Source organism: Burkholderia sp. MSHR3999 (assembly GCF_000833595.1).
Lineage (GTDB): Bacteria > Pseudomonadota > Gammaproteobacteria > Burkholderiales > Burkholderiaceae > Burkholderia > Burkholderia ubonensis.
The window spans coordinates 1,373,820-1,400,188 of record NZ_JRFO01000007.1 but is presented as its reverse complement, the minus strand read 5'-3'; the positions used below and the strand labels follow the sequence as shown (position 1 = coordinate 1,400,188).

At 67.0% G+C, this 26,369-nt stretch carries 18 protein-coding genes and 1 pseudogene; 14 read left to right on the top strand and 5 right to left on the bottom strand.

The genetic code is table 11. The features are described 5' to 3' along the window. The first annotated feature begins 18 nt into the window (after window positions 1-18). From tssA to KY49_RS29645, 11 genes are read left to right on the top strand one after another with little or no spacing between them, the layout of a single operon-like run. Window positions 19-1,065 (top strand): type VI secretion system protein TssA, encoded by a 1,047-nt coding sequence (gene tssA / locus KY49_RS29695; RefSeq protein WP_042588841.1) that lies wholly within the window; start codon window positions 19-21, stop codon window positions 1,063-1,065. 55 nt (window positions 1,066-1,120) lie between these two features. Continuing rightward, on the top strand, window positions 1,121-1,699 hold the full coding sequence (gene tssB / locus KY49_RS29690; RefSeq protein WP_042587907.1) for a type VI secretion system contractile sheath small subunit: 579 nt from the start codon (window positions 1,121-1,123) through the stop codon (window positions 1,697-1,699). Further along, window positions 1,692-3,200, top strand: a complete 1,509-nt coding sequence (gene tssC / locus KY49_RS29685) for a type VI secretion system contractile sheath large subunit (RefSeq protein ID WP_042587906.1) — start codon at window positions 1,692-1,694, stop codon at window positions 3,198-3,200. The genes tssB and tssC overlap by 8 nt, the downstream gene beginning before the upstream one ends. Window positions 3,201-3,234: 34 nt before the next feature. After that, window positions 3,235-3,726 (top strand): Hcp family type VI secretion system effector, encoded by a 492-nt coding sequence (locus KY49_RS29680; protein ID WP_010088993.1) that lies wholly within the window; start codon window positions 3,235-3,237, stop codon window positions 3,724-3,726. An 18-nt stretch (window positions 3,727-3,744) separates the two neighbouring features. Then, entirely contained in the window at window positions 3,745-4,293 is a 549-nt protein-coding gene (tssE, locus tag KY49_RS29675; protein WP_042587905.1) for a type VI secretion system baseplate subunit TssE, read from the top strand. A gap of 4 nt (window positions 4,294-4,297) precedes the next feature. After that, window positions 4,298-6,184, top strand: a complete 1,887-nt coding sequence (tssF, locus tag KY49_RS29670) for a type VI secretion system baseplate subunit TssF (RefSeq protein ID WP_042587904.1) — start codon at window positions 4,298-4,300, stop codon at window positions 6,182-6,184. Further along, the gene (gene tssG, locus KY49_RS29665; protein WP_082062470.1) at window positions 6,109-7,275 is read left to right on the top strand and encodes a type VI secretion system baseplate subunit TssG; all 1,167 of its coding nucleotides are present in this window, start codon (window positions 6,109-6,111) and stop codon (window positions 7,273-7,275) included. The genes tssF and tssG overlap by 76 nt, the downstream gene beginning before the upstream one ends. Window positions 7,276-7,296: 21 nt before the next feature. Further along, window positions 7,297-9,957, top strand: coding sequence for a type VI secretion system ATPase TssH (tssH, locus tag KY49_RS29660; protein WP_042587903.1), 2,661 nt, complete (start codon window positions 7,297-7,299; stop codon window positions 9,955-9,957). After that, complete coding sequence (gene tssI / locus KY49_RS29655; RefSeq protein ID WP_042587902.1) at window positions 9,954-12,158, top strand: type VI secretion system Vgr family protein; 2,205 nt, start codon at window positions 9,954-9,956, stop codon at window positions 12,156-12,158. Before tssH ends, tssI begins: the two co-directional genes overlap by 4 nt. A 14-nt stretch (window positions 12,159-12,172) precedes the next feature. After that, window positions 12,173-13,438 (top strand): hypothetical protein, encoded by a 1,266-nt coding sequence (locus tag KY49_RS29650; protein ID WP_042587901.1) that lies wholly within the window; start codon window positions 12,173-12,175, stop codon window positions 13,436-13,438. Window positions 13,439-13,452: 14 nt separating this feature from the next. Beyond that, window positions 13,453-18,099 carry an RHS repeat-associated core domain-containing protein gene (locus KY49_RS29645; protein WP_042588839.1) on the top strand — a complete coding sequence of 1,549 codons (4,647 nt, stop codon included), beginning with the start codon at window positions 13,453-13,455 and terminating at the stop codon, window positions 18,097-18,099. A 152-nt stretch (window positions 18,100-18,251) separates the two neighbouring features. Here the strand turns inward: KY49_RS29645 and KY49_RS29640 are convergent, their stop codons facing one another. Then, on the bottom strand, window positions 18,252-19,445 hold the full coding sequence (locus tag KY49_RS29640) for an MFS transporter (RefSeq protein ID WP_082062506.1): 1,194 nt from the start codon (window positions 19,443-19,445) through the stop codon (window positions 18,252-18,254). A gap of 623 nt (window positions 19,446-20,068) precedes the next feature. Between KY49_RS29640 and KY49_RS38315 the strand changes: the two are divergent. Continuing rightward, window positions 20,069-20,285, top strand: a pseudogene (locus tag KY49_RS38315) (helix-turn-helix domain-containing protein); the annotation flags it as partial. A gap of 45 nt (window positions 20,286-20,330) precedes the next feature. On the opposite strand, the gene KY49_RS29630 reads toward KY49_RS38315, so the two are convergent. Continuing rightward, on the bottom strand, window positions 20,331-22,451 hold the full coding sequence (locus KY49_RS29630; protein ID WP_042587898.1) for a S53 family peptidase: 2,121 nt from the start codon (window positions 22,449-22,451) through the stop codon (window positions 20,331-20,333). Window positions 22,452-22,648: 197 nt separating this feature from the next. Further along, window positions 22,649-22,837 carry an isocitrate lyase/phosphoenolpyruvate mutase family protein gene (locus tag KY49_RS39385; RefSeq protein ID WP_082062505.1) on the bottom strand — a complete coding sequence of 63 codons (189 nt, stop codon included), beginning with the start codon at window positions 22,835-22,837 and terminating at the stop codon, window positions 22,649-22,651. A 101-nt stretch (window positions 22,838-22,938) separates the two neighbouring features. Here KY49_RS39385 and KY49_RS29625 point away from each other — a divergent pair, with 101 nt between their 5' ends. Further along, window positions 22,939-23,703 (top strand): 2-keto-4-pentenoate hydratase, encoded by a 765-nt coding sequence (locus KY49_RS29625; RefSeq protein WP_042587897.1) that lies wholly within the window; start codon window positions 22,939-22,941, stop codon window positions 23,701-23,703. 16 nt (window positions 23,704-23,719) lie between these two features. Here the strand turns inward: KY49_RS29625 and KY49_RS29620 are convergent, their stop codons facing one another. Next, the gene (locus KY49_RS29620; RefSeq protein ID WP_042588838.1) at window positions 23,720-24,445 is read right to left on the bottom strand and encodes a glutathione S-transferase; all 726 of its coding nucleotides are present in this window, start codon (window positions 24,443-24,445) and stop codon (window positions 23,720-23,722) included. 633 nt (window positions 24,446-25,078) lie between these two features. Here KY49_RS29620 and KY49_RS29615 point away from each other — a divergent pair. Further along, a complete protein-coding gene (locus KY49_RS29615) occupies window positions 25,079-25,516 on the top strand; it encodes a carboxypeptidase-like regulatory domain-containing protein (RefSeq protein WP_042588837.1) in 438 nt (145 codons plus the stop codon). Window positions 25,517-25,562: 46 nt separating this feature from the next. Here KY49_RS29615 and KY49_RS29610 read toward each other — a convergent pair whose 3' ends face one another. Beyond that, window positions 25,563-26,171 (bottom strand): hypothetical protein, encoded by a 609-nt coding sequence (locus tag KY49_RS29610; RefSeq protein ID WP_042587896.1) that lies wholly within the window; start codon window positions 26,169-26,171, stop codon window positions 25,563-25,565. Between the last annotated feature and the right edge of the window lie 198 nt (window positions 26,172-26,369).

Genomic DNA, 26,369 nt, shown 5'->3' with positions numbered 1-26,369 from the left:
CCCGCCAACGGAGCCCGCATGCAGACGCCGCGCGCCGACCTGATCGACCGCCTGCTCGCCGGCCTCGCGCCCGACGCGCCGTGCGGCGCGAATCTCGAGTACGAGGCGGAGTTCCTGCAACTGCAGGAGCGCGCGACGCCGCGCCCGGAGCAGCAGTACGGCGACACCGTGATCCCCGCCGAAGCGCCGGACTGGAGCGCGGTCGAGCGGCTCGCGCTCGCGCTGTCGGCGCGCACGAAGGACTTGCGCGTCGCCGCGCACCTCGCGCGCAGCTGGACCGAGCTGCACGGCGTGGCCGGCTACGCGGACGGGCTGGCCGTCGTCGCCGGCCTGCTCGACCGGTGGTGGGACGACGTGCATCCGCGCATCGACGCGGACGGCGACCCCGACCCGACGCCGCGGATCAACGCGCTGGCCGACGTGGCGGGCGCGCACGACTGCGCGCGCGCGGCGCGCCGCCAGCCGCTGTTCGACGGCGGCCCGAGCGTGCGCGATGCCGAGCGCGTGCTCGACGGCCGCGACGGCGACGCGGAGCGTGCGCCGGGCGGCCGCGAACGGCTGATCGCCGAACTCACGCACGCGCGCGGCGACGGCTCGCGGCCCATGCAGGCGGGCCTTGCCGTGCTGGACGCGCTCGACGCGATCCGCGCGCGCGTGACGGACAAGCTCGGCGCCGAATGGGCGCCCGACGAGAGCGACTTCGAGAAGGCGCTGCGGCGGATCGCGCTCGACGTGCTCACGGTGTCCGGCTCGCAGCAGGCGGCCGCGTCCGGCGAACCGGCCGACGCACCCGGAGCCGCCGCGCCGCACGCGGCGGCCACCGCGCCGGCGCAGCCCGACGGCCGCGCGTGGCGCGACGCCGAGGTGACGAGCCGCGACGACGTGCGGATCGGCCTCGACAAGATCTGCCGGTACTTCGAGCTGCACGAGCCGAGCCATCCCGCGCCGCTGCTGTTGCGGCGCGCGCAGCGGCTGCTCGCGCTCGACTTCTACGAAATCATCCGGGATCTCGCTCCGGAAAGCCTGCCGAAGCTGGACCAGCTGAGCGGCCAGCGGAGCGAATGACACGATGCCGTGCGGGCGGCGGCGAACGGCGCAACTTGATGCGAAGGAGCAGACGATGACGGACAGAATCAAAGGGGCGGGCAGCGGACAGAAGTTCATCGCGCGCAACCGGGCGCCGCGCGTGCAGATCGAGTACGACGTCGAGACCTACGGCGCCGAGCGCAAGGTCCAGCTGCCGTTCGTGATGGGCGTGATCGCGGATCTCGCGGGCAAGCGCGCGGAGCCGCTGCCGGACCTGGCGGAGCGCAAGTTTCTCGAGATCGACGTCGACAACTTCGACGAGCGGATGAAGTCGATCGCGCCGCGCGTCGCGTTCCAGGTGCCGAACACGCTGACCGGCGACGGGATGCTCAACGTCGACATGACGTTCGAGCGCATCGACGATTTCTCGCCGGCCGCGATCGCGCGCAACGTCGACGCGCTGCGCCGGCTGCTGGAGGCGCGCACCGAGCTGTCGAACCTGCTGTCGTACATGGACGGCAAGCACGGCGCCGAGCAGCTGATCGAGCAGGCAATCAACGATCCCGAGCTGCTGAAGTCGCTGTCGCGCCAGCCGCACGAGGCAACAGCGGCGGCGAACGATGCGCCGGCCTTGCCGGACGGCACGACCCAACCGGAGGTGCGCGATGAATGAATCCGCCCAGACCCGACCCGACGCGCGCCCGGCCGCGCAGCCGGCCGTCGCGCGCGACGAGTTCGCCGCGCTGCTGCAGAAGGAGTTCAAGCCGAAGACCGCCGAGGCGCGCGAATCGGTCGAGCGGGCCGTGCGCACGCTTGCGCAGCAGGCGCTGGAAAACACGGTCGGGATGACGACCGATGCGTACGGCAGCGTCAAGCGGATCATCGCGGAGATCGACCGCAAGCTCTCCGAGCAGATCAACCTGATCCTGCACCACGGCGAGTTCCAGACGCTCGAGGGCGCGTGGCGCGGGCTGCACTATCTCGTCACGAACACCGAGACCGACGAGCTGCTGAAGATCAAGGCGCTGCCCGCGTCACGCAACGAGCTCGCGCGCACGCTGAAGCGCTACAAGGGCGTCGCGTGGGACCAGAGCCCGCTGTTCCGCAAGGTCTACGAGGAGGAATACGGCCAGTTCGGCGGCGAGCCGTTCGGCTGCCTCGTCGGCGATTTCCATTTCAACCACAGTCCGCCCGACGTCGAGATGCTCGGCGAGCTGTCGAAGATCGCCGCGGCCGCGCATGCGCCGTTCATCGCGGGCGCGTCGCCCGAGCTGATGCAGATGGACTCGTGGCAGGAGCTGTCGAACCCGCGCGACCTGACCAAGATCTTCCAGAACACCGAGTACGCGGCGTGGCGCAGCCTGCGCCAGTCCGACGATTCGCGCTACGTCGGGCTCGCGATGCCGCGCTTCCTCGCGCGGCTGCCGTACGGCGCGCGCACCAACCCGGTCGACGAATTCGATTTCGAGGAGGACACCGGCGCGGCCAGCCACGACCGCTACACGTGGGCGAACTCCGCCTATGCGATGGCCGCCAACATCAACCGCTCGTTCAAGCTGTACGGCTGGTGCTCGTCGATTCGCGGCGTCGAGTCGGGCGGCGCGGTCGAGGGGCTGCCGTGCCACACGTTCCCGACCGACGACGGCGGCGTCGACCAGAAATGCCCGACCGAGATCGCGATCAGCGACCGCCGCGAGGCCGAGCTCGCGAAGAACGGCTTCATGCCGTTCGTGCACCGGAAGAACTCGGATTTCGCGGCGTTCATCGGCGCGCAGTCGCTGTACCAGCCGGCCGAATACCACGATCCCGACGCGACCGCGAACGCGCGGCTGTCCGGCCGCCTGCCGTACCTGTTCGCGTGCTGCCGGTTCGCGCATTACCTGAAGTGCATCGTGCGCGACAAGATCGGCTCGTTCCGCGAACGCGAGGACATGGAGCGCTGGCTGAACGACTGGATCATGAACTACGTCGACGGCGATCCGGCGAACTCGTCGCAGGAAACCAAGGCGCGCAAGCCGCTCGCGGCCGCGCAGGTCGTCGTCGACGAGATCGAGGACAACCCCGGCTACTACGCATCGAAGTTTTTCCTGCGGCCGCATTACCAGCTCGAAGGGCTTACGGTGTCGCTGCGGCTCATCTCGAAGCTGCCGTCCGCGAAGGCCGCGGGCGAGTGAGCGGCGACCGGCAATCAACCAGACGGAGGCAGCAATGGGCGTGGCGATGTTTATGAAGGTGGACGGCGTCACCGGCGAATCGGCGGACGCCCAGCACAAGGGCTGGACCGACATCCAGACGTTCTCGTGGGGCGCGAGCCAGCCGGGCGCGATGGCGAGCGGCAGCGGCGGCAACGCGGGCAAGGCGAGCTTCAACGATCTCGTCGTGGCCGCGTACATGGACAAGGGCGCGCCGGCGATCATCAAGAACTGCGCAAGCGGCAAGCACCTGCCGTCGGTCGAGATCTCCGCGTGCAAGACCGGCGGCACGCAGGTCGAGTTCATGCGCGTGACGCTGCAGGAGGTGCTCGTCACGTCCGCGCAGGTTGCGGGCGTCGACCCGGGCGACGTTGCCGACCGGCTGCTGATGCACTACGGCTTCCAGGCCGCGAAGGTCAAGAAGCAGTACTGGCAGCAGAACGACAACGGCGGCAAGGGCGCCGAGGTGTCGGTCGGCTGGAACATCAAGGAAAACACCGAGATGTAGCGGCGCGGAGGCCGAACCATGGACGACCTGCGCCCCGGCGACGACCGGGACGGCGGCATGCGCGACCGGCTGCAGCCCGCGCTGCTCGACCGGCTGACCGACACCGACCCGCAGCGCCGCGCGGAGCCGCCCGGCGCGCAGTGGATCGGCGCCGAGCGGCTGCGTGCGGCGGTGCTGCGCGATCTCGCGTGGCTGCTCAACACGCGCAACGGGGAAGACGGCTTCGTCGACTGGTCGGCGTTCGCGCACGCGCAGGCGTCGGTGCTCAACTATGGGATGCGGCCGCTCGTCGGCAAGCCGATGTCGGGCGTCGAGCGGCTCGCGGTCGAGACGTCGATCCGCGACGCGATCGTCCGCTTCGAGCCGCGCATCGCGCCCGCCAGCGTCGAAGTGCGCAGCGTGCCCGATGCGCCCGGCGGCGCGGCCGGCGAGCGGCGGCACAACGTGCTGCTGTTCGAGATCCGGGGCACGCTGTGGTCGGTGCCGCATCCGGTCGAATTCGTGCTGCGCTCGGATCTCGATCTCGAGACCGGCGCGATGTCGCTGCAATCCGCGGCGGGAGCCTGACCCGATGGAGACACGCCTGCTGGAGTACTACAACCGCGAACTCGCGTACCTGCGCGAGCTGGGCGCGGAGTTCGCGCAGCAGTTCCCGAAGGTGGCCGCGCGGCTGCGGCTGCCAGAGTCGGGGCCGCCCGATCCGTACGTCGAGCGGCTGCTCGAAGGCTTCAGCTTTCTCACCGCGCGCGTGCAGCTCAAGATGGACGCCGAGTTTCCGCGCTTCACGCACGCGCTGCTCGACGCGGTGTATCCGGGCTACGTCGCGCCGCTGCCGTCGATGGCGATCGTGCAGTTCGCGCCGGTGATGAACGAGGGCAGCCTCGCACAGGGCTGGCGGCTGCCGGCCGGCACCGCGCTGCGCGCGCGGCCCGCGTCGCCCGAGCAGCCGACCGCATGCGAATTCCGCACCGCGCACGACCTGACGCTATGGCCGCTCGAACTGGCGGACGCGGCGGTGACGGGCGCGCCGGCCTACCTGCCGCGCGGGATCGTGCCGGCCCGGCGCGACGTGCGCGGCGCGCTGCGGATCCGGCTGCGCGCGCGCGGCGGCGCGCATCTCGCGCAGTTGCCGCTCGACCGGCTGATGCTCCATCTCGCCGGCCCGGAGCGGGACGCGCTGCACCTGCTCGAACTGATCGCCGCGCATACGCTCGGCGTCGTCGTTCACGATCCTGGCCAGCCGCCGCGCTGGGCGCACGCGCTCGGCGCGCACGCGGTCGTCCATCAGGGCTTCGACGCCGAGCAGGCGATCCTGCCGGACGACGGCCGCAGCTTCCACGGCTACCGGCTGCTGCGCGAGTATTTCGCGTTTCCCGCGCGGTTCCTGTTCTTCAGCATCGACGGGCTGCGGCCCGCGCTCGCGCGAGCGAGCGGCGACGAATGCGAGCTGACGCTGCTGTTCGATCGCCACGACGCGGCGCTCGAGGCCGCCGTCGACGCGCGGCATCTCGCGTTGAACTGCACGCCGGCCGTGAACCTGTTCAGGCGCCGCGGCGACCGCATCCCGGTGGCGCCCGGCGCGCGCGAGCATCACGTCGTCGTCGATCGCAGCCGGCCGCTCGACTACGAGGTCTATGCGGTCGCGCGGCTCGCGAGCGAGCCGCGCGACGATGGCCGGATGCGCGGGCAGCCGCGCGAATTCCGGCCGTTTCATGCGTCGTTCGCCGGCGACGACGGCAATTACGGCGCGTACTACACGGTGCGGCGCGAGCCGCGTCTCGTGTCCGCGCAGGCGCGCGCGAACGGCACGCGCACCGGCTACGCCGGCAGCGAGGTCTACGTGTCGCTGGTCGACAGCCAGTGCGCGCCGTACGACGAGTCGATGCGCTACCTGGCCGTCGACACGCTGTGCACGAACCGCGATCTCGTGCTGCTGCAGCCGCCCGGCGACGCGAACACGTTCACGCTGCGCGTGTCCGCGCCCGTCGAGCGCATCGTCGCGATCCGCGGGCCGTCGCGGCCGCGCCCGCCGATCGCCGATGCGCAGACCGCATGGCGGCTGATCCGCCATCTCGGGCTCGCGCGGCACACGCTGACCGATCTCGACGACGAGGAGGGCGCGCACGTGCTGCGCGAACTGCTCGGCCTGCACGCGGACCCGGCCGACGCCGCGATGCGCCGGCAGATCGACGGCGTGCGGCGGGTCGCGTTCGCGCCGGTGTTCCACCGCCTGCCGGTCGCCGGGCCGCTGATGTTCGGGCGCGGCGTGCAGGTCGACGTGACCGTCGACGACCATGCGTTTTCCGGCGACAGCCCGTTCCTGCTCGGCGCGGTGCTCGAACAGTTCTTCGCGCGGCACGTGTCGATCAATGCGTTCGCCGAATGCGTGCTGACGAGCGTGCAGCGCGGCAGGCTCGCGCACTGGCCGGCGCGCGTCGGCAGGCGGCCCGCGATATGACGCGCGCACCGGACCCGCGCGGCCCGGCGGCCGCGACGCATCCCGCCGCCGCTGCCGCCGACACCGCGGCGCGCCGCGACGCGTTCTGGGCGCGCCTGCGCGCCGCGCCGCACGGGTACGACCTGTTCGACGCGCTGCGCTGGCTCGACGCGCTGTCGCCCGCGCATGCGCCGCTCGGCCGCGCCACTCGCCCGCGCGACGAGCCGGTGCGGCTCGGCCAGGCGCCGTCGCTCGCGTTCGCGGCGGCGATGCTGGCCGGCGTGGACGATGACGGCGGCCGCGCCGTGCCGCGCATCGCGATCCACGGTTTCGGGCTGTTCGGGCCGAACGGGCCGCTGCCGTCGCACCTGACCGAATATGCGCACGAGCGCGCGAGCCAGCACGGCGATCGCGCGTTTGCCGCATTCGCCGACCTGTTCCATCACCGGCTGATCCTGCTGTTCTATCGCGCGTGGGCCGACGCGCAGCCGACCGTGAGCCTCGACCGGCCCGCACGCGCGCGCTTCGACGGCTACGTCGCGAGCCTGATCGGGCGCGCGAGCGCGGCCGATGCACCGGCGGACCCGGCCGATGCGCTCGCGCCGCATGCGCGCTATTTCCACGCGGGCCATCTGGTGCGGCATACGCGCAACCCCGAAGGGCTCGTGCAGATCCTGCGCCGCCATTTCGGCGTCGCGGTGCGCATCGTCGAGCACGTGCCGCAATGGGTGGCGATCGACCGCGCGCAGCGCTGCGCGCTCCATGCGACGCGGCCGACCCAGCCGCTCGGCGGCGCGGTGCTCGGCCTCGCGGTTCGCGATGCGCAGTCGCGCTTCCGGATCGTGCTCGGCCCGCTGTCGCTCGACGCATACCGGCGGTTCCTGCCCGGCGGCGCGTATGCGCGGCAGCTCGCGCAGTGGGTGCGCGAATACGCCGGCGTCGAATTCGACTGGGACGTGCAGCTCGAGCTCGCGCACGATGCGGTGCCGGCGCTCGCGCTCGGCGCGCCGCACGGGATCGGCCGCACCGCGTGGCTTGGCCGGCGGCTCGACCCGGGGCCGGCGCGCGATCTGGTCATCCGCCAGGCCGCGCGTCATCGTGAACCTGCGTAAATCAACCAGGCGGGAACCGTCATGTCCGATATCGGCCGCGTCACCCTGTTCGGAAAACTGAATCCGCTCCTCTACGAGACGCTGGAGCAGGCGACCGGCTTCTGCCGGCTGCGCGGCAACCCGTACGTCGAGCTCGCGCACTGGCTGAAGCAGATCCTGCAGCGGCCTGACGGCGATCTGCACCGCATCCTGCGCCGCTTCGAGGTCGACGCCGCCGCGCTCGATCGCGCGATCGTCGCCGCGCTCGACCGGCTGCCGCGCGGCGCGGGCTCGGTGTCGGACCTGTCCGCGCACATCGACGACGCCGTCGAGCGCGCATGGGTCTACGCGACGCTGAAATACGACGCGGCGCAGATCCGCGGCGCGATGCTGCTGCTCGCGATCCTGAAGACGCCGCAACTGCGCAGCGTGCTGTACGGGATCGCGCGCGAGTTCGAGCGCGTCGTGCCGGACGTGCTGGCCGATGCGCTCGAAGCGATCGTCGACGGGTCGCCCGAGGCGCCGCCGGCCGCACGGGCGGGCCTGGGCGGCGACGCGGCGTTGCGCGCTACGCCTGCCGCCGACGGCTCGGCGCTCGCGCGCTTTGCCGTCGATCTCACCGCTCGCGCGCGCGCCGGCGAGATCGACCCCGTCGTCGGGCGCGACGGCGAGATCCGGCAGATCGTCGACATCCTGTTGCGGCGCCGGCAGAACAACCCGCTGCTGGTCGGCGAGGCGGGCGTCGGCAAGACCGCCGTCGCCGAGGGCTTCGCGCTGCGCATCGTCGCGGGCGACGTGCCGCCGCCGCTGCGCGACGTCGCGCTGTACCTGCTCGACCTCGGGCTGCTGCAGGCCGGCGCCGGCGTGAAGGGCGAGTTCGAGAGCCGCCTGCGCGGCGTGATCGATGAAGCGATGTCCGGCGAGCGGCCGGTGATCCTGTTCATCGACGAGGTGCATACGCTCGTCGGCGCAGGTGGCGCGGCCGGCACCGGCGACGCCGCGAACCTGTTGAAGCCGGCGCTCGCGCGCGGCCATCTGCGCACGATCGGCGCGACGACGTGGTCCGAATACAAGCAGCACATCGAGAAGGACCCGGCGCTGACGCGGCGCTTCCAGCTCGTGCAGGTGAGCGAGCCGGAGGAGGACGCCGCGCTGACGATGCTGCGCGGGCTGGCCGAGAAACTCGAGGCGCATCACCGCGTGCTCGTGTTCGACGACGCATTGCAGGCGGCCGTCAACCTGTCGCATCGCTACATTCCGGCCCGCCAGCTTCCCGACAAGGCGATCAGCCTGCTCGACACCGCGTGCGCGCGCGTCGCGGTCAGCCAGCACGCGGTGCCCGCGCCGGTCGAGGACGCGCGCCGGCGCATCGACGGCCTGCGCGTCGAACGCGAGCGGATCGCGCGCGAGTGCGCGCTCGGCGCCGGCGATGCGGCGCGGCTCGACGAGATCGACACGGCGCTTGCCGCCGCGCAGGCCGGCCTCGACCGGCTCGACGCGCGCTGGCGGGCGGAGCGCGATGCGCTCGAGACGATCGTCGGTGCACGCACTGCGCTCCTGAATGACGAAACGCCGGACGCCTCGGCGCGTGCGGACCTGCAGGCGAAGCTCGCCGGCGCACAGGCGGCGCTCGCCGCGCTGCAGGGCGACGCGCCGCTCGTGCTGCCGGCGGTCGACGCGCACGCGGTGGCGGCCGTCGTCGCCGACTGGACCGGGATTCCGCTCGGCCGGATGGTGCGCGACGAGACGCAGGCGGTGCTGAACCTCGCCGATACGCTCGGCGAGCGCGTGGTCGGCCAGCGTCACGCGATCGAGCTGATCGCCGAGCGCATCCAGACCGCCCGCGCGCGGCTCGACGATCCCGCGAAGCCGCACGGCGTGTTCCTGCTGTGCGGCCCGTCCGGCGTCGGCAAGACCGAGACCGTGCTGGCGCTCGCCGACACGCTGTACGGCGGCGAGCACAACGCGATCACGATCAACATGAGCGAATTCCAGGAAGCGCACACCGTGTCGACGCTGAAGGGCGCGCCGCCCGGCTACGTCGGCTACGGGCAGGGCGGCGTGCTGACCGAGGCGGTGCGGCGCAGGCCGTACAGCGTCGTGCTGCTCGACGAGATCGAGAAGGCCCATCGCGACGTGCACGAGCTGTTCTTCCAGGTGTTCGACAAGGGCTGGATGGAGGACGGCGAAGGGCGCGCGATCGACTTCCGGCACACGGTGATCCTGCTGACGTCGAACGTCGGCTCCGAGCGCGTGATGCAGCTGTGCCGCGACCCGCAGCGGCTGCCCGATGCGCAGGCGCTCGCCGAGGCGCTGCGCGCGCCGCTCCTTGGCGTGTTCCCGGCCGCGCTGCTCGGCCGGCTGACCGTCGTGCCGTACTACCCGCTGACCGACGCGCTGCTCGCGCGCATCGTCGCGCTGCAGCTGAGGCGCATCGAGCGGCGCATCAGTGCGCATCACGGCATCCGGCTGCATTGCGCCGACCCGGCCACCGCGCTGATCGTCGAGCGCTGCCGGACGATCGAATCCGGCGGCCGGATGGTCGACGCGATCCTCACGCACACCGTGCTGCCGCGCATCAGCCAGGCGATCCTGCGCGCGACGCTCGACGGCCGCGCGCTCGCGGCGATCGAGGTGAGCGCGGCCGACGGCCAGTTCGTTTACCGGTTTGTCGACCAGTCCGGCGAGGAGGAGACGACGTGACCCGCGTGTTCACACTCGACAGCCCGAACGGCGACGACCTGAAATTCCACCGGCTCGACGGCGAGGAAGCGCTCGGCCGCCTGTTCGAATACCGGATCGAGGCGCTCGCCGACAGTCACAGCCTGTCGCTGAAGGACCTGCTCGGCAAGCCGGTCACGGTGCGGATCGCGCAGCAGGACGGCGCGACGCGCTACCTGAACGGGATCGTCGCGCGCGCGTCGCTCGCCGGCCGGCGCGCGGAGCGCTACTACGGCTATGCGCTGGTCGTGCGCCCGTGGCTGTGGCTCGCGACGCGCCGCTCGGACTGCAGGATCTTCCAGAACAAGACCGTGCCCGAAATCGTGCAGGAGGTGCTCGCGCCGTACGGGTTTCCGATCGAGAGCAAGCTTACCGAAGCCTATGCGCCGCGCGACTACTGCGTGCAGTACAACGAGACCGACGAAGCGTTCGTGTCGCGCCTGATGGAGTTCGAAGGGATCTACTACTACTTCCGGCACGCGGCGCAATCGCACACGCTGACGCTGTGCGATGCGATGTCGTCGCATGCGGCGCTGCCCGGCTACGCGACGATTCCGTTCATCGCGCCCGACCGCACCGCGATTGCCGACGAGGAGCACGTCGACGGCTGGCTGCCCGCGCAGGAAGTCAGCATCGGCAAGCACCAGACCAGCGACTACGACTACACGAAGCCGCGTGCGGACCTGTCCGCGCAGCAGGCCGATCCGCGCGGCCACGACCACGACGGCTTCGCGTCGTTCGAATGGCCGGGCGGCTATCGCGACGACGCGCCCGGCGCGCACTACAGCCGCGTGCGTCTCGAGGAGCGGCAGGCGGAGCACGAGCGCGCGAGCGCGAGCACCGACGTGCGCGGGATCGCGCCGGGCTGGCTGTTTACGCTCGCGCATTGCCCGCGCGCCGACCAGAACCGCGAATACCTGATCGTGCAGTGCGAGTACCGGTTCCAGGAAAACGCGTACGCGACCGGCGGCGGTGGCGACGCGGTCGTGCATGCGTCGCAGGTGCTCGTGCAGCCGTCGAGCCTGCCGTACCGGTCGCCGCGCGCGACGCCGCGGCCGCGCACCAGCGGCCCGCAGACGGCGACCGTCGTCGGGCCGCCGGGCGAGGAGATCTGGACCGACCAGTACGGCCGCGTGAAGCTGCAGTTCCGCTGGGATCGGTACGGGCAGAGCAACCAGGATTCGTCGTGCTGGGTGCGCGTGTCGAGCCCGTGGGCGGGCGGCGGCTTCGGCGGCGTGCAGATCCCGCGCATCGGCGACGAGGTGGTCGTCGATTTCCTCAACGGCGATCCCGATCAGCCGATCGTGACCGGGCGCGTGTACAACGGCGAAAAGATGCCGCCGTGGGGGCTGCCCGGGAGCGCGACGCAAAGCGGGCTGCTGTCGAGGTCGTCGCCGGGCGGGACGACCGAGCATGCGAACGCGTTCCGGTTCGAGGACAAGAAGGGCGCGGAACAGCTGTGGATGCATGCCGAGCGGAATTTCGACGCGGAGACGGAGCTCGATCATTCGCTGTCGATCGGGAACAACCATACGCATACGGTCGGCAACGACGAGACGATGCAGGTGAAGAACAACCGGCTAAGGCGTGTCGGGCGGGACGAGACGGTGAATATCGGCAAGAACCGGGTCGCGCAGATCGGAGCGGATGAGACGCATGGGGTTGGTGGGAACCGCACTCGCACGGTCGGCAAGAACGAAACCGTGACGATCGCGTCAGATCGCGAGGCGACGATCGGCGGCAGCCACAAGGAGACCGTCGCGCATGGCAAGACCGAAACGATCGGCGAAGGCAAGACGCTGACGGTCGCGCAGCTCTATCACACGACGTCGCAGGACATGAAGACGACGGTCGCGGCGACGCATACCGAGGAGATCGGCGCGCGCACGTCGACGATCTCGAACGCGCATGTGCTCACCGTCGGCGGCGCGCAGTCGGTCAATGTCGGCGCGAATCACACGATGAACGTGCAGCGACAGGTGCTCGTCAACGCCGGCGACCAGCTCGCGCTCGTGTGCGGCCGGTCGAGCATCGTGATGCAAAGCGACGGCACGATCCAGATCCAGGGCGTCAAGGTCGAATCGACCGGCTCCGACAGCCACAGCGTGCGCGGCAAGACGGTGACGTCGTCGGCGACGGGCGAGCACACCGTCGAAGGCGCGGTGTTGAAGCTGAATCCGTGACGGGGGGCGCACGAATGCTGAACTGGCAGCCGACCAATCCGGTGGAGCGCAGGTTCATGGATGCGCATATGGACTGGATGAGTTTTGCGAAGGACAAGGCCGCGCGACTGATGATCTGGCAGACCGACGAGACGGATGCTCAGCTCGTGCGGCTGTATTTCCAGGTCCAGGACGAAACGTCGTGCGCGGTGCGGACGATGCGCGCATCGTTCGTCAACGAATCGAGTTATGCAAAGGTGCTGACGGACGAACTCGTCGCGTTCTACGACAGCCGGCGCGACGCGTCCAATGCGCAGGGCCTGCGCGCCGACTGGCAGGTACCGCGCAACGACGGCGCAAATCCGGTGCTGTATCTGCTCATGGCTGCCGACAGCCTGATGCGTCATCATCCCGACATTTTTCCTGCGCTGGTGTTCGTGCTGGAGCCGGCACAGGTACGTGACGAAGCCGCGTGGTCGCGCTGGCTGGACGGGTTGCTGTCGGCGATCGCCGCCGCGCCAAAGCTCGGCGAACGCGTGCGCATCGTCGTGCCGCGCACGGACGTCGCGCCGCTCGCGGGGCTGCTTCAACGGCATCAGGATGCGGTGCGCGTCGTACAGGGCAAATATTCGATGGCGAGCGTGCCACGTGAAGTGCTGGCCGAATCCGGCGAGCGCGGCTCAAGCGGTGAGTTCCGGCGGCTGTTCGTGATGTTGACCGAGACGATCGAAGGCGGCAATCGGGCACGGCTCGAGGAATTGCGTATGGCGGCGCTGAAGGTCGCGGAGCGCGAGCAGTGGTTCGATCAATGTGTTGTCGTGCATTTGATCGCCGGTGCCGCGTATCTGAAGTGGCGCGATCGGGAGCGTGCGACGGATGCATACCGGAGCGCCGCCGACAGCGGCATGCGCGCTGTCGAAGCAGGGCATCCGGCGGGGCACAAGCTTGTCGCCAACGGCTTGTTCGGCGAGGCGAGCGTCCATCTGATGCACAAGGATTACGCGCACTCGGCATATTGCTACGAACGCGCGGCGGCCTCGACCACGGCTGCGCGGGACGGGCTGATGACGGTCGAGGCGTGGCGCATGAGTGCCGTGTGCTGGGAGCGGGCAGGGGAGCGCGAGCACGCACTGGAAGCCGGTTTCAATGCACTCGATGCGGGGTTGATGATCGACGAACAGATGCGCGCGAACAGCAATCTGCCGCTCGTCGTCGAATGGATGGTGTCACAGCTCGGCGCCTTGGATCGGCGGCGCAACGCGCTTAGCGAGAAAGTCGCCGCACTGCGCGGCGGCCGGTGAGCGGGGAGCGCGGCATGGGACTGCTCGCAGTCAAGCATCTCGATCCGGTTGTCGGCGTCGACGTGCATTCGGTGCTGGTCGCGCCGAGCCCGACGCCCGTGTTCCTGCCCCATCCGCATGTCGGTTTCATGCTGGATCTGCGCGAGTATGTGAACGCCGCGCTGGGCGTGATTGGTGCGATCGCCTTCACGATCATCGAGGAAAAGGCGACCCAGTATCTCGAAGACCATCCAGACGTCGCGAAGCAGCTCGACGACGCGGCCAACACCGTCTCCGGCGAGCTTCGGACGCTAGCGAACGATCCGATCGTCGCGCAAGCGCTGAAGGGCGCGGCGCTCGCGGGCGACATCGCGAATGCAGCGGGCGCGGGCGTCGGGATGGGCAGCATGGCTGGCCGGCCGATCTTCGTGAACGGGATGCTGCGGGCGACGGCGGGGACGCATGCGTTCCATGTGCCGACGTTGCATTTTCCGCTTGGCGAGTCGTTCGCGCCGCCGGACCCGGATCCATCGAACGACTCGGAAGCGTACATGGGCAGCAAGACCGTGCTCGCGAACAACGATCCGATGGCGTTCGCAGGGTTGCCGGCGATGAGCTGTTGGGCTGTCGGGCTGGAGCCGCCGACGCACAACGGCGCGCATGCGAAGCGCGAGCACCTGTCGCTGCCGACGTCGGTGATGCTGCCGATCCCGACCGGGCGGCCGGTGATAGTGGGCGGGCCGCCGATCGTCAACATGGCGGCGCTGGCGAAGGGGTTGTTCAAGGCGTTTCGTGGCTCGAAGTGGGCGAGGGCGTTGGCGAACAAGTTGCATTTGAAGCCGGGGTTTCTGCGGTGCAAGGTGCTGGGGGCAGATCCGGTGGACATGACCACCGGTGAAGTAGTCATGCGGCAGCACGACTTCTCCGTGTCGGGACGGCTGATACTCAAGTGGGAGCGGCACTACGCGAGCAATCACCGCTATGTCGGCGCGACAGGGTTCGGCTGGCAGACTCCAGCCGACATTCGGCTGGAACTGACACGGCATGGCGACGCGGTTGGCGTGGTTGCATGCTTTCCCGGTCAAACGACAGCCTTCGATGCCGTACCGGACGACGAGGGCTGGTCTGCGCGTGTGTATGACTGGCAGCACGGACACGCGCTCTACCGACAATTCGACAGGTTGGTGCTGCGCACCCGCGAAGGCATCACATTCGAATTTTCGCTTCCGGCGCAATGGCGACTCTCGGTGGACAGGTTGCGCTCCGATACGCGCATGCCGCTGTTTCTCACCCGCATCGCGGATCTTCACGACAACGCATGGGAATTCGAGCGCGAGCGTGATGGCGGTCTCCTGCGTGTGGTCGAGTGGAAAGGCGACGAAGCAACGGGACGCGTGATCGAGTGCGACGTATCCGGCGGAAAGCCCGACCGGCTGCTGACGACGCTGACACTCATTGACGCGGACAAGCGGGCACATCGGCTCGTGACATACGAACACGACGATCAGAAAAACCTGATCGCAGTCGTCGATGCAATGGCGTTCCCGCATCTGTTCTCGTATGACGATCATCACCGGATGGTGCGACATACGACCCCTCGTGGCACCTCCTTCCACTATAGCTATCGTCAGGATGGGGACGGTATATGGCGTGTCGATCATGCATGGGGGGACGATGGCCTGCTCGATTATCGGTTTGCCTATGATCCGGAGCACATGGAAACCCGCGCGACCAATTCACTGGGTTACACGACCATCCTGCAAATGAATGCGCGCGGCATGCCGGTGACAGAGATCGATGGGCTCGGCGGCATAACCAGCTATCGATACGACGCCCAAGGGCGAACGAGTTCCGAAACCGATCCGCTGGGACGCACGCTCTCGTGGGGATATGACACGTTCGGCAATCTGCTTTTCCAGAAACGTCAGGACGGTAGTGTTGTGCGGACCGAGTACAACGCTGAACACCGCCCCATATGCGTCACCGTTCCCGACGGGCGCCAATGGCGCTACGAATGGGACGACCGTGGAAATCTGCTCTCGGAAACGACGCCGATTCAGGCGACCTCACGATACGAGTACGACCTCCACGGTCAACTCTTGTCGCACACGAGCTCGCGCGGCGCGGTCAAACAATTCAGCTACGACGGTGACGGCAACATTTCATCGGTGACGGACGAACGCGGAAATCGAACCCGCTATTTTCATGACGGACGCGGAAACCTGGTCCAGATTGTCAGTCCGTTCGGACAGCTGAGCGACTACGAATACGACCGTAACGGCAACCTGTGTCGGGCAACCGAGTCGCCTGGCCGCGAAGTCCGTTGCAACTACGACGCGAGCGGCAATCTGTTGCGGTTGAGCGATTCCGGCGGCAACGTGACCGCATTCGAATATTCCGCGTTGGGGCGACCTGTCAGGCGGTCAATGCCGGACGGCAGCACGCTCGAATACCGGTACGACTCGGAAGGTCAATTGATAGCAGTATTCAATGAGCTTGGCCAAGTGTATCGGCTGCAGCGCGATGCTTTGGGTCGGATCGTGCAAGAAGTCGACTACTGGGGGCAGACACGACGGTACGAGTACGATGCAGCAGACCGGCTGATCCGTAACACCGACGCACTTGGGCGCACCATTCACTATCAGGTCGATGCGATCGGTCGCATTACGCAAAAGCAGGTTCCTGATCCGGGAAAGCCCTGCGGATTTCGTGTCGAAGCGTTCAAGTACGACACCAGCGGCTACCTGGTGACCGCAGAGAACGCTGAAAGTCGTATCGATTTTCACTATGACATGGCCGGACGGTTAGCCATGGAAGTGCATGACGACGGCTTCGAAATCACCCACGACTATGACGACGAAGGCAACCGGGTCGAACGTCGGACGCGTATGGACATCTGCGGTGAAATGGTTTCGCGCCGTGTGCGCTATGCCTATGATCTGTCTGGAAATGTTGTATCGATCCAATTTGACGACGCGAAGCCCATCACGTTTGAAAGAGACGTGATGGGACGGATTGTCGGCGAGCGCCTGGGTGATGCCGCGCATAGAGCGTTGACATATACATCAGATGGATTGCTCGCGAAGCAAGTGCTATCCACCGATACCGGCGCGCTCTTTGTTGCCGAGTATTTCCATGACGTCAATGGCGAGTTGATCGAAAAGCGCGACACGCGCATGGGCCTCGACCAATTTCAGTACAACCCGGCGGGAAGGATCACGACACATCTCGATCCGGCAGGTAAGGTTCATCGATTTTCCCATGACTTGGCAGGCAACCTGCTCTGCACCCGAGTTCGCGAAATAGGGGAGATGGGGGACATCAGGCAGTCGACCTCTGGCGACGTTCGGTTCCGCGACGGAAATGACGGTAGCTCTTACTATGCGTTCGACAGGGTGGGTAACCTGGTAACCAGGCAAAGCCCCGATCAAAATCTCATGCTGCTCTGGGATGGAGACGGATTATTGATAGAGACAGCCACCACACGCCTCCAAACAGAAATCGCCGGGCATGACGCGCGGACTATCCGCGTCAACTATGGGTACGACGTGTTTCACCGCCGTGTCCGAAAGTCTACGTATATCGAGAGCCAGGACCACGTGGCTTCGCGGCACATCCGATTCTTCTGGGATGGCGATACGCTTATTGGTGAACTGACATCAGCGGATGACGAGAGTGATGCCAAGACATCCGGAACGGGTTCGCCCGACATTCGGGATCACCGGAGCAAGATTCGCGAATGGATCTACTATCCGGGGACGTCGTGGCCGCTCGCGTCGATGCATTCATCGGCCACAAAAGGCGTCGCGAAACCGGCAACCGCGGATGCGCATCCGTCCGTCGTGTGCGGATCGACCTGGTACTACTTCGACACGGCGCCTAATGGGATGCCGATTCGGGCCGTCGATTCGTCGGGGCGGATTGCGTGGGAGAGTGATAACACAAGTGGATGTGGCATCCATGCATCAGTTGATTCGTCATGCGAATCAATTCAGCCGCTTCGTCTACAGGGGCAGTATCTTGATGAGGAAACGGGGCTCCACTACAACCGAAACCGCTACTATGATTGCACCACTCAGCAATTCATCAGTTCAGATCCCATTGGACTGCTGGGGGGGCACAATCCGTACGCCTATGCTCCGAATGTCATCCGCTGGTCGGATCCTTCCGGCCTGATCAACAATTTCGAGCTGATAGATATACCAGGATTTCTCTCGCACCCAGTTGGCGAACTGGGAACGCAATGGATGCGCGATCAATGGAATACCGGAGATCGACGTATCCGTCAGAGCATTCTTGAGGGCTACCAAAACTTTGGCGGAATATTGCGGCCCGACGGTTCCTATGAGTTCACGTTCAATGTTCCCGGAGGAGACCACACGGAAAATGCCGTGGATCTGAGTAGCGGTGGAACACTTCTGACCGAGCGTCGACCTTGCTTCGAAAAGGCCGGAGGCGCGCTGGAACCTTGCGATACGTTGGTACGTCGCAGTCCGGTTGACCGGGTCGTGCGTTTATATCCCGCCAACTACACCAAAAAGAGCCTGAAACAGGAAACCAACAGATTGCAGGTTGTGCGAAACCGGTTGACAGCGATGTTTCCCGACAAGGAAATTCCTGAGCGTTTTTCAAGCACGTTCCTGCGCAAACTCAACCACTGGACGTGTCCCGAAGGAGCCTGAAACACAAGGTGAACCGCCTATACCTTGCGCCGCAATTGCATCAATCCGTAGATCAACGCCTCGGCAGTTGGTGGGCGGCCCGGCACATAAACATCCACCGGCACGATTCGGTCGCAACCGCGCACCACCGGCCTCGTTCGATGGAAGCGCTTTCAGCGCGGGCTGCTTTTCGCTGCGTTCAACGCCGCCGGCGTCGCAACCCGCAGAAACGGCACGACGAGCAACAGCGTGACGACGGCGAAACCAGCAAGCGCCGCGCGCATCCCGACCCACTCCGCGAGCACCCCGCCGAGCCCTGCGCCGACCGGCATTGCGCCCCAACTGAACAGGCGCGCCGCGGCGTTGTAGCGTCCGAGCAGCGAGCCGGGAACGAGCGATTGGCTGATGGTGCGCGCGTTGACGGACCATAGCGTGCCGCCCAGCCCGCCTGCGAACGCGCTGGCCGCCACCGCCCACAGATTGACCGTTGCAACCGGCATCGCCATCATCGCGAGCGTGCCGAGCAGGTCGATGAGCATTACCGTACGCCGCCCGAACCAGCGGTTCAGCGTGGTCACGCTGATCGCGCCGACGAAGCCGCCGATGCCGAGCGCGCTCAACATGACACCGTAGCCGCGCGCATCGAGGCCCATCACCTTCGTTGCGAACAGCGGCATGACCGCGAGCCATGCGCCCCAGCACGCGCACAGCACCGTGAGCGTGACTGCTATCAGACGCAGGATCGGCTCGCGCCACAGGCAATGCAGCCCTTCGATGATCTGCGTGCGTACCGGAGCGTTCGGCGCATCCGTCGCACGGGCGACGCGAAAGCGGCCGATCAGCAGGAACAGCACCAGCACGCCGATCAGGTAGGCGCCCGCCACCGTGCCGAGCGCGAACGCCGTGCCCACGGCGAGCAGCAGGCCGCCCACCAGCGGCCCGCAGAACTCGTTGCAGACGGTCTCCGCGCCGGCGACCCAAGCATTGGCGCGTTCGCGTGCGGCAGGCGCGACAGCGTCGGGAATCAGCGCGGCAGCCGACGTCAGCGCAATCACTTCGGCGATGCCGAGCGCGAGACCGCCGGCGTACAGGACCGGCAGCGTGATGCTGTTCGAGAGCGACAGCAGGATGAGCGTCGCGATGGCGGCGAGCCGCATGCAATTGGCGATCCACAGCAGCACGCGGCGATCGGCGCGATCGACCAGCACGCCGACATGCAGCGCGACGAGCAGCCACGGCAGCGTGAGCGTCAATGAAACGCCGGATACGTACATCGGGGATTGGGTGAGGGCGGTCGCCATCAGCGGCAGCGCGACCTTCGTCACGCCGTCCGCGAGATTGGTCAACGCGGTGAACGCGACGAGCACGAAGGTGTTCCGACCGCTTGCTGCATCCAGCGCGCGCGCCGATCCGGACAATGTGTTCAAGCCTGTCTCCAGTAACGAATTGTCTGTATTGACACGAAACCAGCCTCGATCAGGCAGAAATCCGCCTTGTTCAACTTGAGCAGCATCGCTCTGATCTCGTCGTGTTCGATCAACTCGCGCGATGTGCCGCCGCAGTGACACGACATAGTCGACGATGTCCGCGTCCGGCCGCAAGTGAACCGGCGCGCCGTCGAGCCGAGCCTGGCGAAGCGGGTAGAACGGCGCATCGGCGCCAATGCGCCGAGCCCAGTTGTGCCATGTCGCACGTCGACGCGAGCGGTGGCTTCACTACGTCGCTCGTCATGCTCATTGCCAAGAGGAGGACGGAAATCCTCTTTCGGGTTCGGGAAAAGTTGGCCGGCGCGTCATTCCGGGTTGGCGCGACGCAAGAATTGCCCGGATGGCACGGCGAAGCGCATACATATAAATTGACATAACGTGAATTATCGAAGTTAAATCGTGTAGCGGCTAAGTTGTAATGTCCGTTTCTGGCTAAGTTCAAATGTCCGCTTTCGTGCCGCGTAAGCTATCCGGCCGCCGGTGGTCCGGCGCCGGGAGCTTCGATGGCTGCGACAGAACGGATCACGATGACGATGCGCGAACTGGACAGGTTCAAGGTGATTCAGGACGTGGCGGACGGCAAGCTCAAGCCGTGGCGCGCGGCTGAGCGCCTCGAGCTGACGACACGGCAGATTCGCCGGCTGGTCGGCCCGACTGCGCGAGCACGGGCCGCACGGTCTCGTATCGCGTCGGCGCGCGAAGCCCGGCAACGATCGACTGGCCCGGAATCACGACCCGGCCTCCCACCAGCCAACGATCCCCGGCTCACCAACTGGTCACCAGGTTCGTCACATTGACCGTCCCGATGCCGGTCGCGAAATTCCAGCCGACACCGGCGCCAAAAGCTTTCCGGTAGCTGTTGCTCGTGGTCGACAGCACGCCGCTGACGCCGCCCGCTCGATAGCAGTTGATCGAACCCGTGCAGTTCACGTCCATGTCACCCTGCGTGACGTTATAGAAAATGCAGCTGCCGCCGACATTCCTGCCGTTGCTCGAATTGCAGCTGCTGCTGCCGCCAGCCCCGTATTCCGTCTTGGCGAGCCGGTAGAGAACCGGATTCGGATTCCCTTGACTGGCGTTCTTCTTCTCGTTGACGAGCGCCTGAAATCCTGCCCAGATCGGCGACGCAAACGACGTCCCGCCCGCCCCCGCCCAGCCGCTCGGCTCGCCGGTGCAGGCTACGCCGCCATCCGCGGCGTCGGAGTCGCAGAACACGTAGAAGTGTCCCCACGCGCCGTCGGCGGCGAACAGCGAAACGTCGGGAAGATCGCGCACCAGGTCGGACGGATTGCCGACGAGCGACATCTGCCAGGACGGCTTGGCGTAGCCCTTGCACGTGCCGCCGACGATGCCCTGCTGGCGCGGGACACCCGTGGCGCAACCGCTCGGTCCTCCGCTGCCGCTCGCCGTAGTCTGGTAGAACAGCAGGCCGTACAAGCTGCTGCAAAAGCCCCCGCGTCCGTATGTCGTCGAGTAGCCGTTTGCCGCGGCGAGCAGCGTGCTCGCGCAGGAGTCGTTCCATGGAATTTCGTTGACGTACGACAGCGCCGAGCCGTAAGTCGAGCTGTTGGTCGAACTCCAGTAGGTCGAGTTCGTCCCTGCGTAGGTGTCGCCGAAGTCGGTGCCGCCGACCGCGACGTTGTAGGGTGTCGACGCAAGGCCGTTGACGCCGATGCCGTGCGTCGCGCTCGTCACATTCGGATCGCAGCCGGCTGCCCCCTCGTCGCCGGCCGCCACGAACACGGAAACGCCCTGGCTGGCCGCCTGCTGATACGCGGCGTTGTAGGCCGCGTTGGCGGCCGCGCCATTTTCCGCCTCGCATTCGCTGTAGCTGATGCTGACGATAGCCGGCGCGCTCCCGCTGTTGAGCAGGTTCTGAAGTGCGATCAGCCCACCGAACGTGGTGCTGGTGTCCTTGCACGACGCGACCACGATTGCTGCGCCCGGGGCTGCCGCGCTGGCCCATTCGGCATCGAGTTCGGCTTCCATCTCGTTGCCGGCGACGACACCGGGGTCGGCGCAATTGCCGGGGTGGATCTGCGACAACGAGCCCGTCGCATAGCCGGACAAGCCGAAGGTCGAACGGAATGCGCTCCAGTCCGCAACGTCGTACATGTTCGTGTTTTCGATGACGCCGATCGTCTGCCCCTTGCCGGTGATTCCGGCCGCGAACAGCGGCTGCAGATTGTAGATGGTCGCAAGATCGGCCGGGACGACCGCGTTGTACGTCGCGAACAGCGATGGAATCGTATAGGCGCGCCTCGGCTTGAAGCTCGCGTGGGGGCGGAAGTCATGCAAGGACACGACACCGCGCACGATACCGGCGAGCGCCTGCGGAATGCGCGGATTGCTCATGTTCGCGATGTGGGCAGCGCCGTTGATATCGAGCTTGTGGATTTCGGTCTGAAACGTGCGGCGAACCTGCTCGGCCGTTCCCGAGAAATCAATCACCATCGCGCTCTTTTGCACGTTGTTGACGGTAAAGCCATGCCGGCTCAGCCACTCCGTGACCGCCGACACGTCCTCCTTGGCGGGACCGAACTCGGCCCCGAACTGTTCCGGGGTGAGCCAGCGATGGGAATTGTGTGAAGTCGGATCGTAGAGCTGATCGATGAAGCGATCGAGCGCGGCTTCGGTTTCCGCGGGACGATTGAGGAGCAGCTGCATGTGTTCCAGAACCAGGCTGTCGTCAACCCGGCCGCGATCGTTGCCGGCGGTTGCCTCCTGACGGATATTGCCGGGCAATTCCACGGTCTGGCGTTCGTCGATGACCTGGGTGACGAGTCGCGAAGGCGAAACCGTCCTTGCCTGGGGCAAGCCAGGAACGATGACGAGCAGAATGCCGAGAAGCGGTGTCAGGATTTTCGATTTCAGTTTCTTGAGCATGATCTTCTCCGGGAAGCCGACTGCCCGTCGTGTGCCTGCGTCGTTGGATGTCCCTGCGAGGCTGGCCGGAGCACGTCGGGTTCCGGCTCCGTCTGCGCGAGCACGCATCGTTCATGCCATGCGCGGATAACCGAATGATTTGATTGCGGTTCGCCGTTCCACTCGCACACAAGGCGAGGAAAAAACACGAAAGTGTTTCAGTTTCGAAACAAGCCATCGGTGCCGGGAATCGATCTTTCCGACCCTCGCCCGTCTGCATGGCCCAACATACCGGCGATGGCCGCGCTGGACGTGCCAACGGCGGCATAGCCCGCGGCTTTCGCTGCACGGGCGCTTGCGACGTCCCAGACGTTGGCGAGCAGCAGCGGTCCGGCTTGACGGCGCAGTCGGGGATTGAACGTGGCGTCAGTCCAAACTCGCTATCATCGATCCCTTCGCCTCACGGCCCGCATCCCGCCGCGAGGCGCCGCCGACTCCCGGAAACGACATGACGAACACCCCCGAACGCGTGGAACGCGCCGCCCGCCACCTGCTTGCAGCCCGCCGCGCCGGCGTTGCCGGCCCGCTGCTGCCGGATGATTGCCGGCCCGACGACATCGAAACTGCCCTGGCGATCCAGCGCCGCGTCGTCGAACTGTCGGGCGAGCCGGTCGGCGGATGGAAATGCGCATTGCCGCCGCCGGGGCGCGTCGTCGTCGCGCCGATCTTCGCGTCGACGATTCATGCGTCAGGCGGCCGGTTCCGGGTCGTTGCCGATGCGCCGACCGTCCGGATCGAACCGGAGATCGCGTTCGTGATCGACCGCGATCTGCCGCCGCGCGAGCGGCCCTACGACGACGACGACGTGCGCGGCGCGATCCGCGAGGTGCGTGTCGCGCTCGAAGTGCTCGGCTGCCGCTACGCGGAGCCGTCGCGGGCGACCGTGCCGGATCTGCTCGCGGACGGGCAATTCAACCAGGGCCTGTGCGTCGGGCCGGCCGTGCCCGGCGGCCTGCACGCGACGCTCGACGCGATTGCGCTCGAGCTGCACGGCGGCGTGAACCGGTCGATCGACGGCCGGCACCCGGACGGACATCCGCTCAGGCCGCTGCTGTGGCTCGTCAATTTCCTCGCCGCGCGCGGCGAATCCGTTCGGGCCGGCCAGATCGTGACGACGGGTTCGTATGCCGGTGCGATCGAAACCCCGCTCGGCCAGACGCTGACCGTGCGATTCGGCGCGCTCGGGAGTCTCGCGGTGGAACTGGTCGCCTGAGCTCGCGGCCCGCGCGCTACGCGTCCAGTTCCGGGTAATGCCGGAAGATCCCCTCTTCGTTGAACGGAATCCGTCGGTTGGACGCGAGGTAACGCGCGACCGGCGGATGCTGCGCGACCCGGTCGTGCAGGTCGATCAACCCGCGATGCTTCGGCGCGATGCGGGCCATCGCGTTCGGAAACGCGTAGCGCAGCCCTTCGATCAGTTGGAACATCGACAGATCCACGTAACTGAGTTCGCCGCCTGCCATATAGCCGCTCTTGTGCGGGTTGTGCGCGAGCACCTTGCCGAAGTAGCCGAGGAACTTGGGCACGCGATGCTTGAGGAAATCCTCCGCCCGCATCGCCGCTTCCGCCTTCTGGTCCTCGTAATAAAGGCTGGCGGCGATCGGATGATGCGTGTCATGAATCTCGGCGACGAAGTCGGTCACCGTCAACTGGAGCTGGTGGACCCACAGCCGCCCTGCTTCGTCCCGAGGCGCGAGGCCGTGCCGGCCGCCGAGGAACAGCAGGATGTTGGCGGTCTGCCCGATGATCTGGTCGCCGGCCTTCAGGAACGGCGGCGCGAACGGCAGGCAGGCCTCGGTCGCGCTCTCCAGCATGCGCATCATGGCCGGCATGCCCATGCCGCGCCCGGATCGGCGGGCGACGTCCACGTAGTCGGCTTCGGCCGCTTCAAGCGCGAGCCGCACGAATTCGCCGCGGCCCTGGATGCCGGGCCAGTAATAAAGCTCGTAGCGCATGTTGCCCTCCACTCGGTTCGTTGAAAGCCGGAATGGTCCGGCACATTCCCGATTGTTGCGTATCGCATCCGCGCAATGTGTCGTTCGTCAGCTTAAAGCGTGCCGATTAAAAGTGCGCGCTTAAGCCTGTCTTAATCCTTTCGACCTAGGCTCAAATCGTCGTACCGTGAAGCGGCCATTGCGGCCCGGCGCGTCATGCGTAGGCTCACGGCCACGCCATGCGACAGGAGCCAGGCATGGCACGCAACGTGCAGAACACGCGTTGCACTCTTCGATGTGACCACCTCGCCTCCGCTGCGGCTGGCGCGGCGCGGTTTCACCGCCCCTTTCCCCGCGCCCGCTGCCGCGCGTCAGCCGCCACGGTCTGCTTGACGGTACGGCAAACGTCACGGCGCCGCGTCGAAAGGCGGGCATCGACACCAGAACCCGCCCGGAATATGACGAGCCGGCGGCGTTCCTCCGCGCCTGCCCCGGCGCGCTATCCCGAGCGCCAATCCATAGCCGGTCCCGACCTGATGTCTGCCGTGATGCCATCCGGCGCAGCGCGTGCCGTCGCGCCATTGCCGTGCGTTCGATGCCATCGCGAACGCGTTCATGTGCGGCTTTGCATGGCGCCAACGGAGGGAGGTCACGATGAAACGCTTATCCACCTTGAAACTGGGCGTCGCCGCCGTGGCGATCGGCCTGGCCGGCCAAACCGTGCTGGCCGACGATGCGTCGTCGCTGCCGCCGCAAAATCACGAGGGCCAGGTCGCCTACGTGTCAGGCGGCATCGGCAGCGATCAGTCGGCCGCGCTCAAGCAGCAGGTGCGCGACTATTCGCTGGTGCTCGAGTTCGCCGGACGAACCGGCAGCGGCAACAACGAATATCTGGCGGACATCCCGGTGAACGTCACCGATGCGCACGGCCGTCAGGTCCTGTCGACGGTGACCGAGGGTCCGTTCCTGCTGGCCGCGCTGCCGGCCGGACGCTATTCGGTGACCGCGACCTACAACGGTCAGACCCAGCGGCGCAACGTGCAGGTGCAGGCGTCGTCGCACGTTCACGAAGTGTTCCTCTGGAACATGTGACGGGCGCCGTGGCGCCACGCGGCACTGCAATTGCTTCGCAGTGGCTCTATAGCGACGCGCGATCTGTCGATGCCGGTCCCGGCTGGGCGTCGGCCGCGGCTTGGTCCGGCGCAGGCGGCGACAGATGCTGCGCGTCGGGACCGCCGCCCCGATTCGATTGAACCGCTTCGCTGGCTTTCGCCTGCCGTGCGAGCCGCCGGTGCAGCCATCCCGACAGCACGCCCGACGTGATGAACGCGTCGGCGATCACGATCACGTCGAGGCCGCTGATCACTTCGTCGAGCGCGTGCATCTGGAGGGCGTCCAGAACGACGTAGCCGATCATCGTCGCCGTGCCGACGAGCATGCCGAGCAGCACGAACCAGCGGCCCCGCACATGCGTGCCGAGCGCGCCCATGATGCCGCCGGCCACGGCAATCGGCACGAAATAGCCGAACCGGAACGAGCCGAACAGGATCAGCACCGCCATGCCGACGCCAAACTTCAGGATTCCCCAGAAAGGCTGACCGAACGCCGACCAGATGATCAACGCAATCGTCGGCGCGATGAGCGCGGCAACGAGCGGCCCGCCGATCGCGAATACGGCGACGCCGAGCACGACGCGGTCGAGGGGGCTATGGCGGTGGCGCGGCTGACGTCGAGCGGCGGTCTTCATGTTCTTGTCGGTGGTCGGAATGGCGGCCCGCCGAAGTGTATCAAGCCCGCGCGCTATCGAGCCCTCCCCGGCCGCGCGCCGGAAACGGGCGCGCGGCACGCGACATCCAATCGACTGAGCGGCCCCGAACCGCGTCCGCGTGACGGCGTGATCCTGTCAGCCAATGTCCGGAGGAAAATTCAGATGAACACTGTCCTC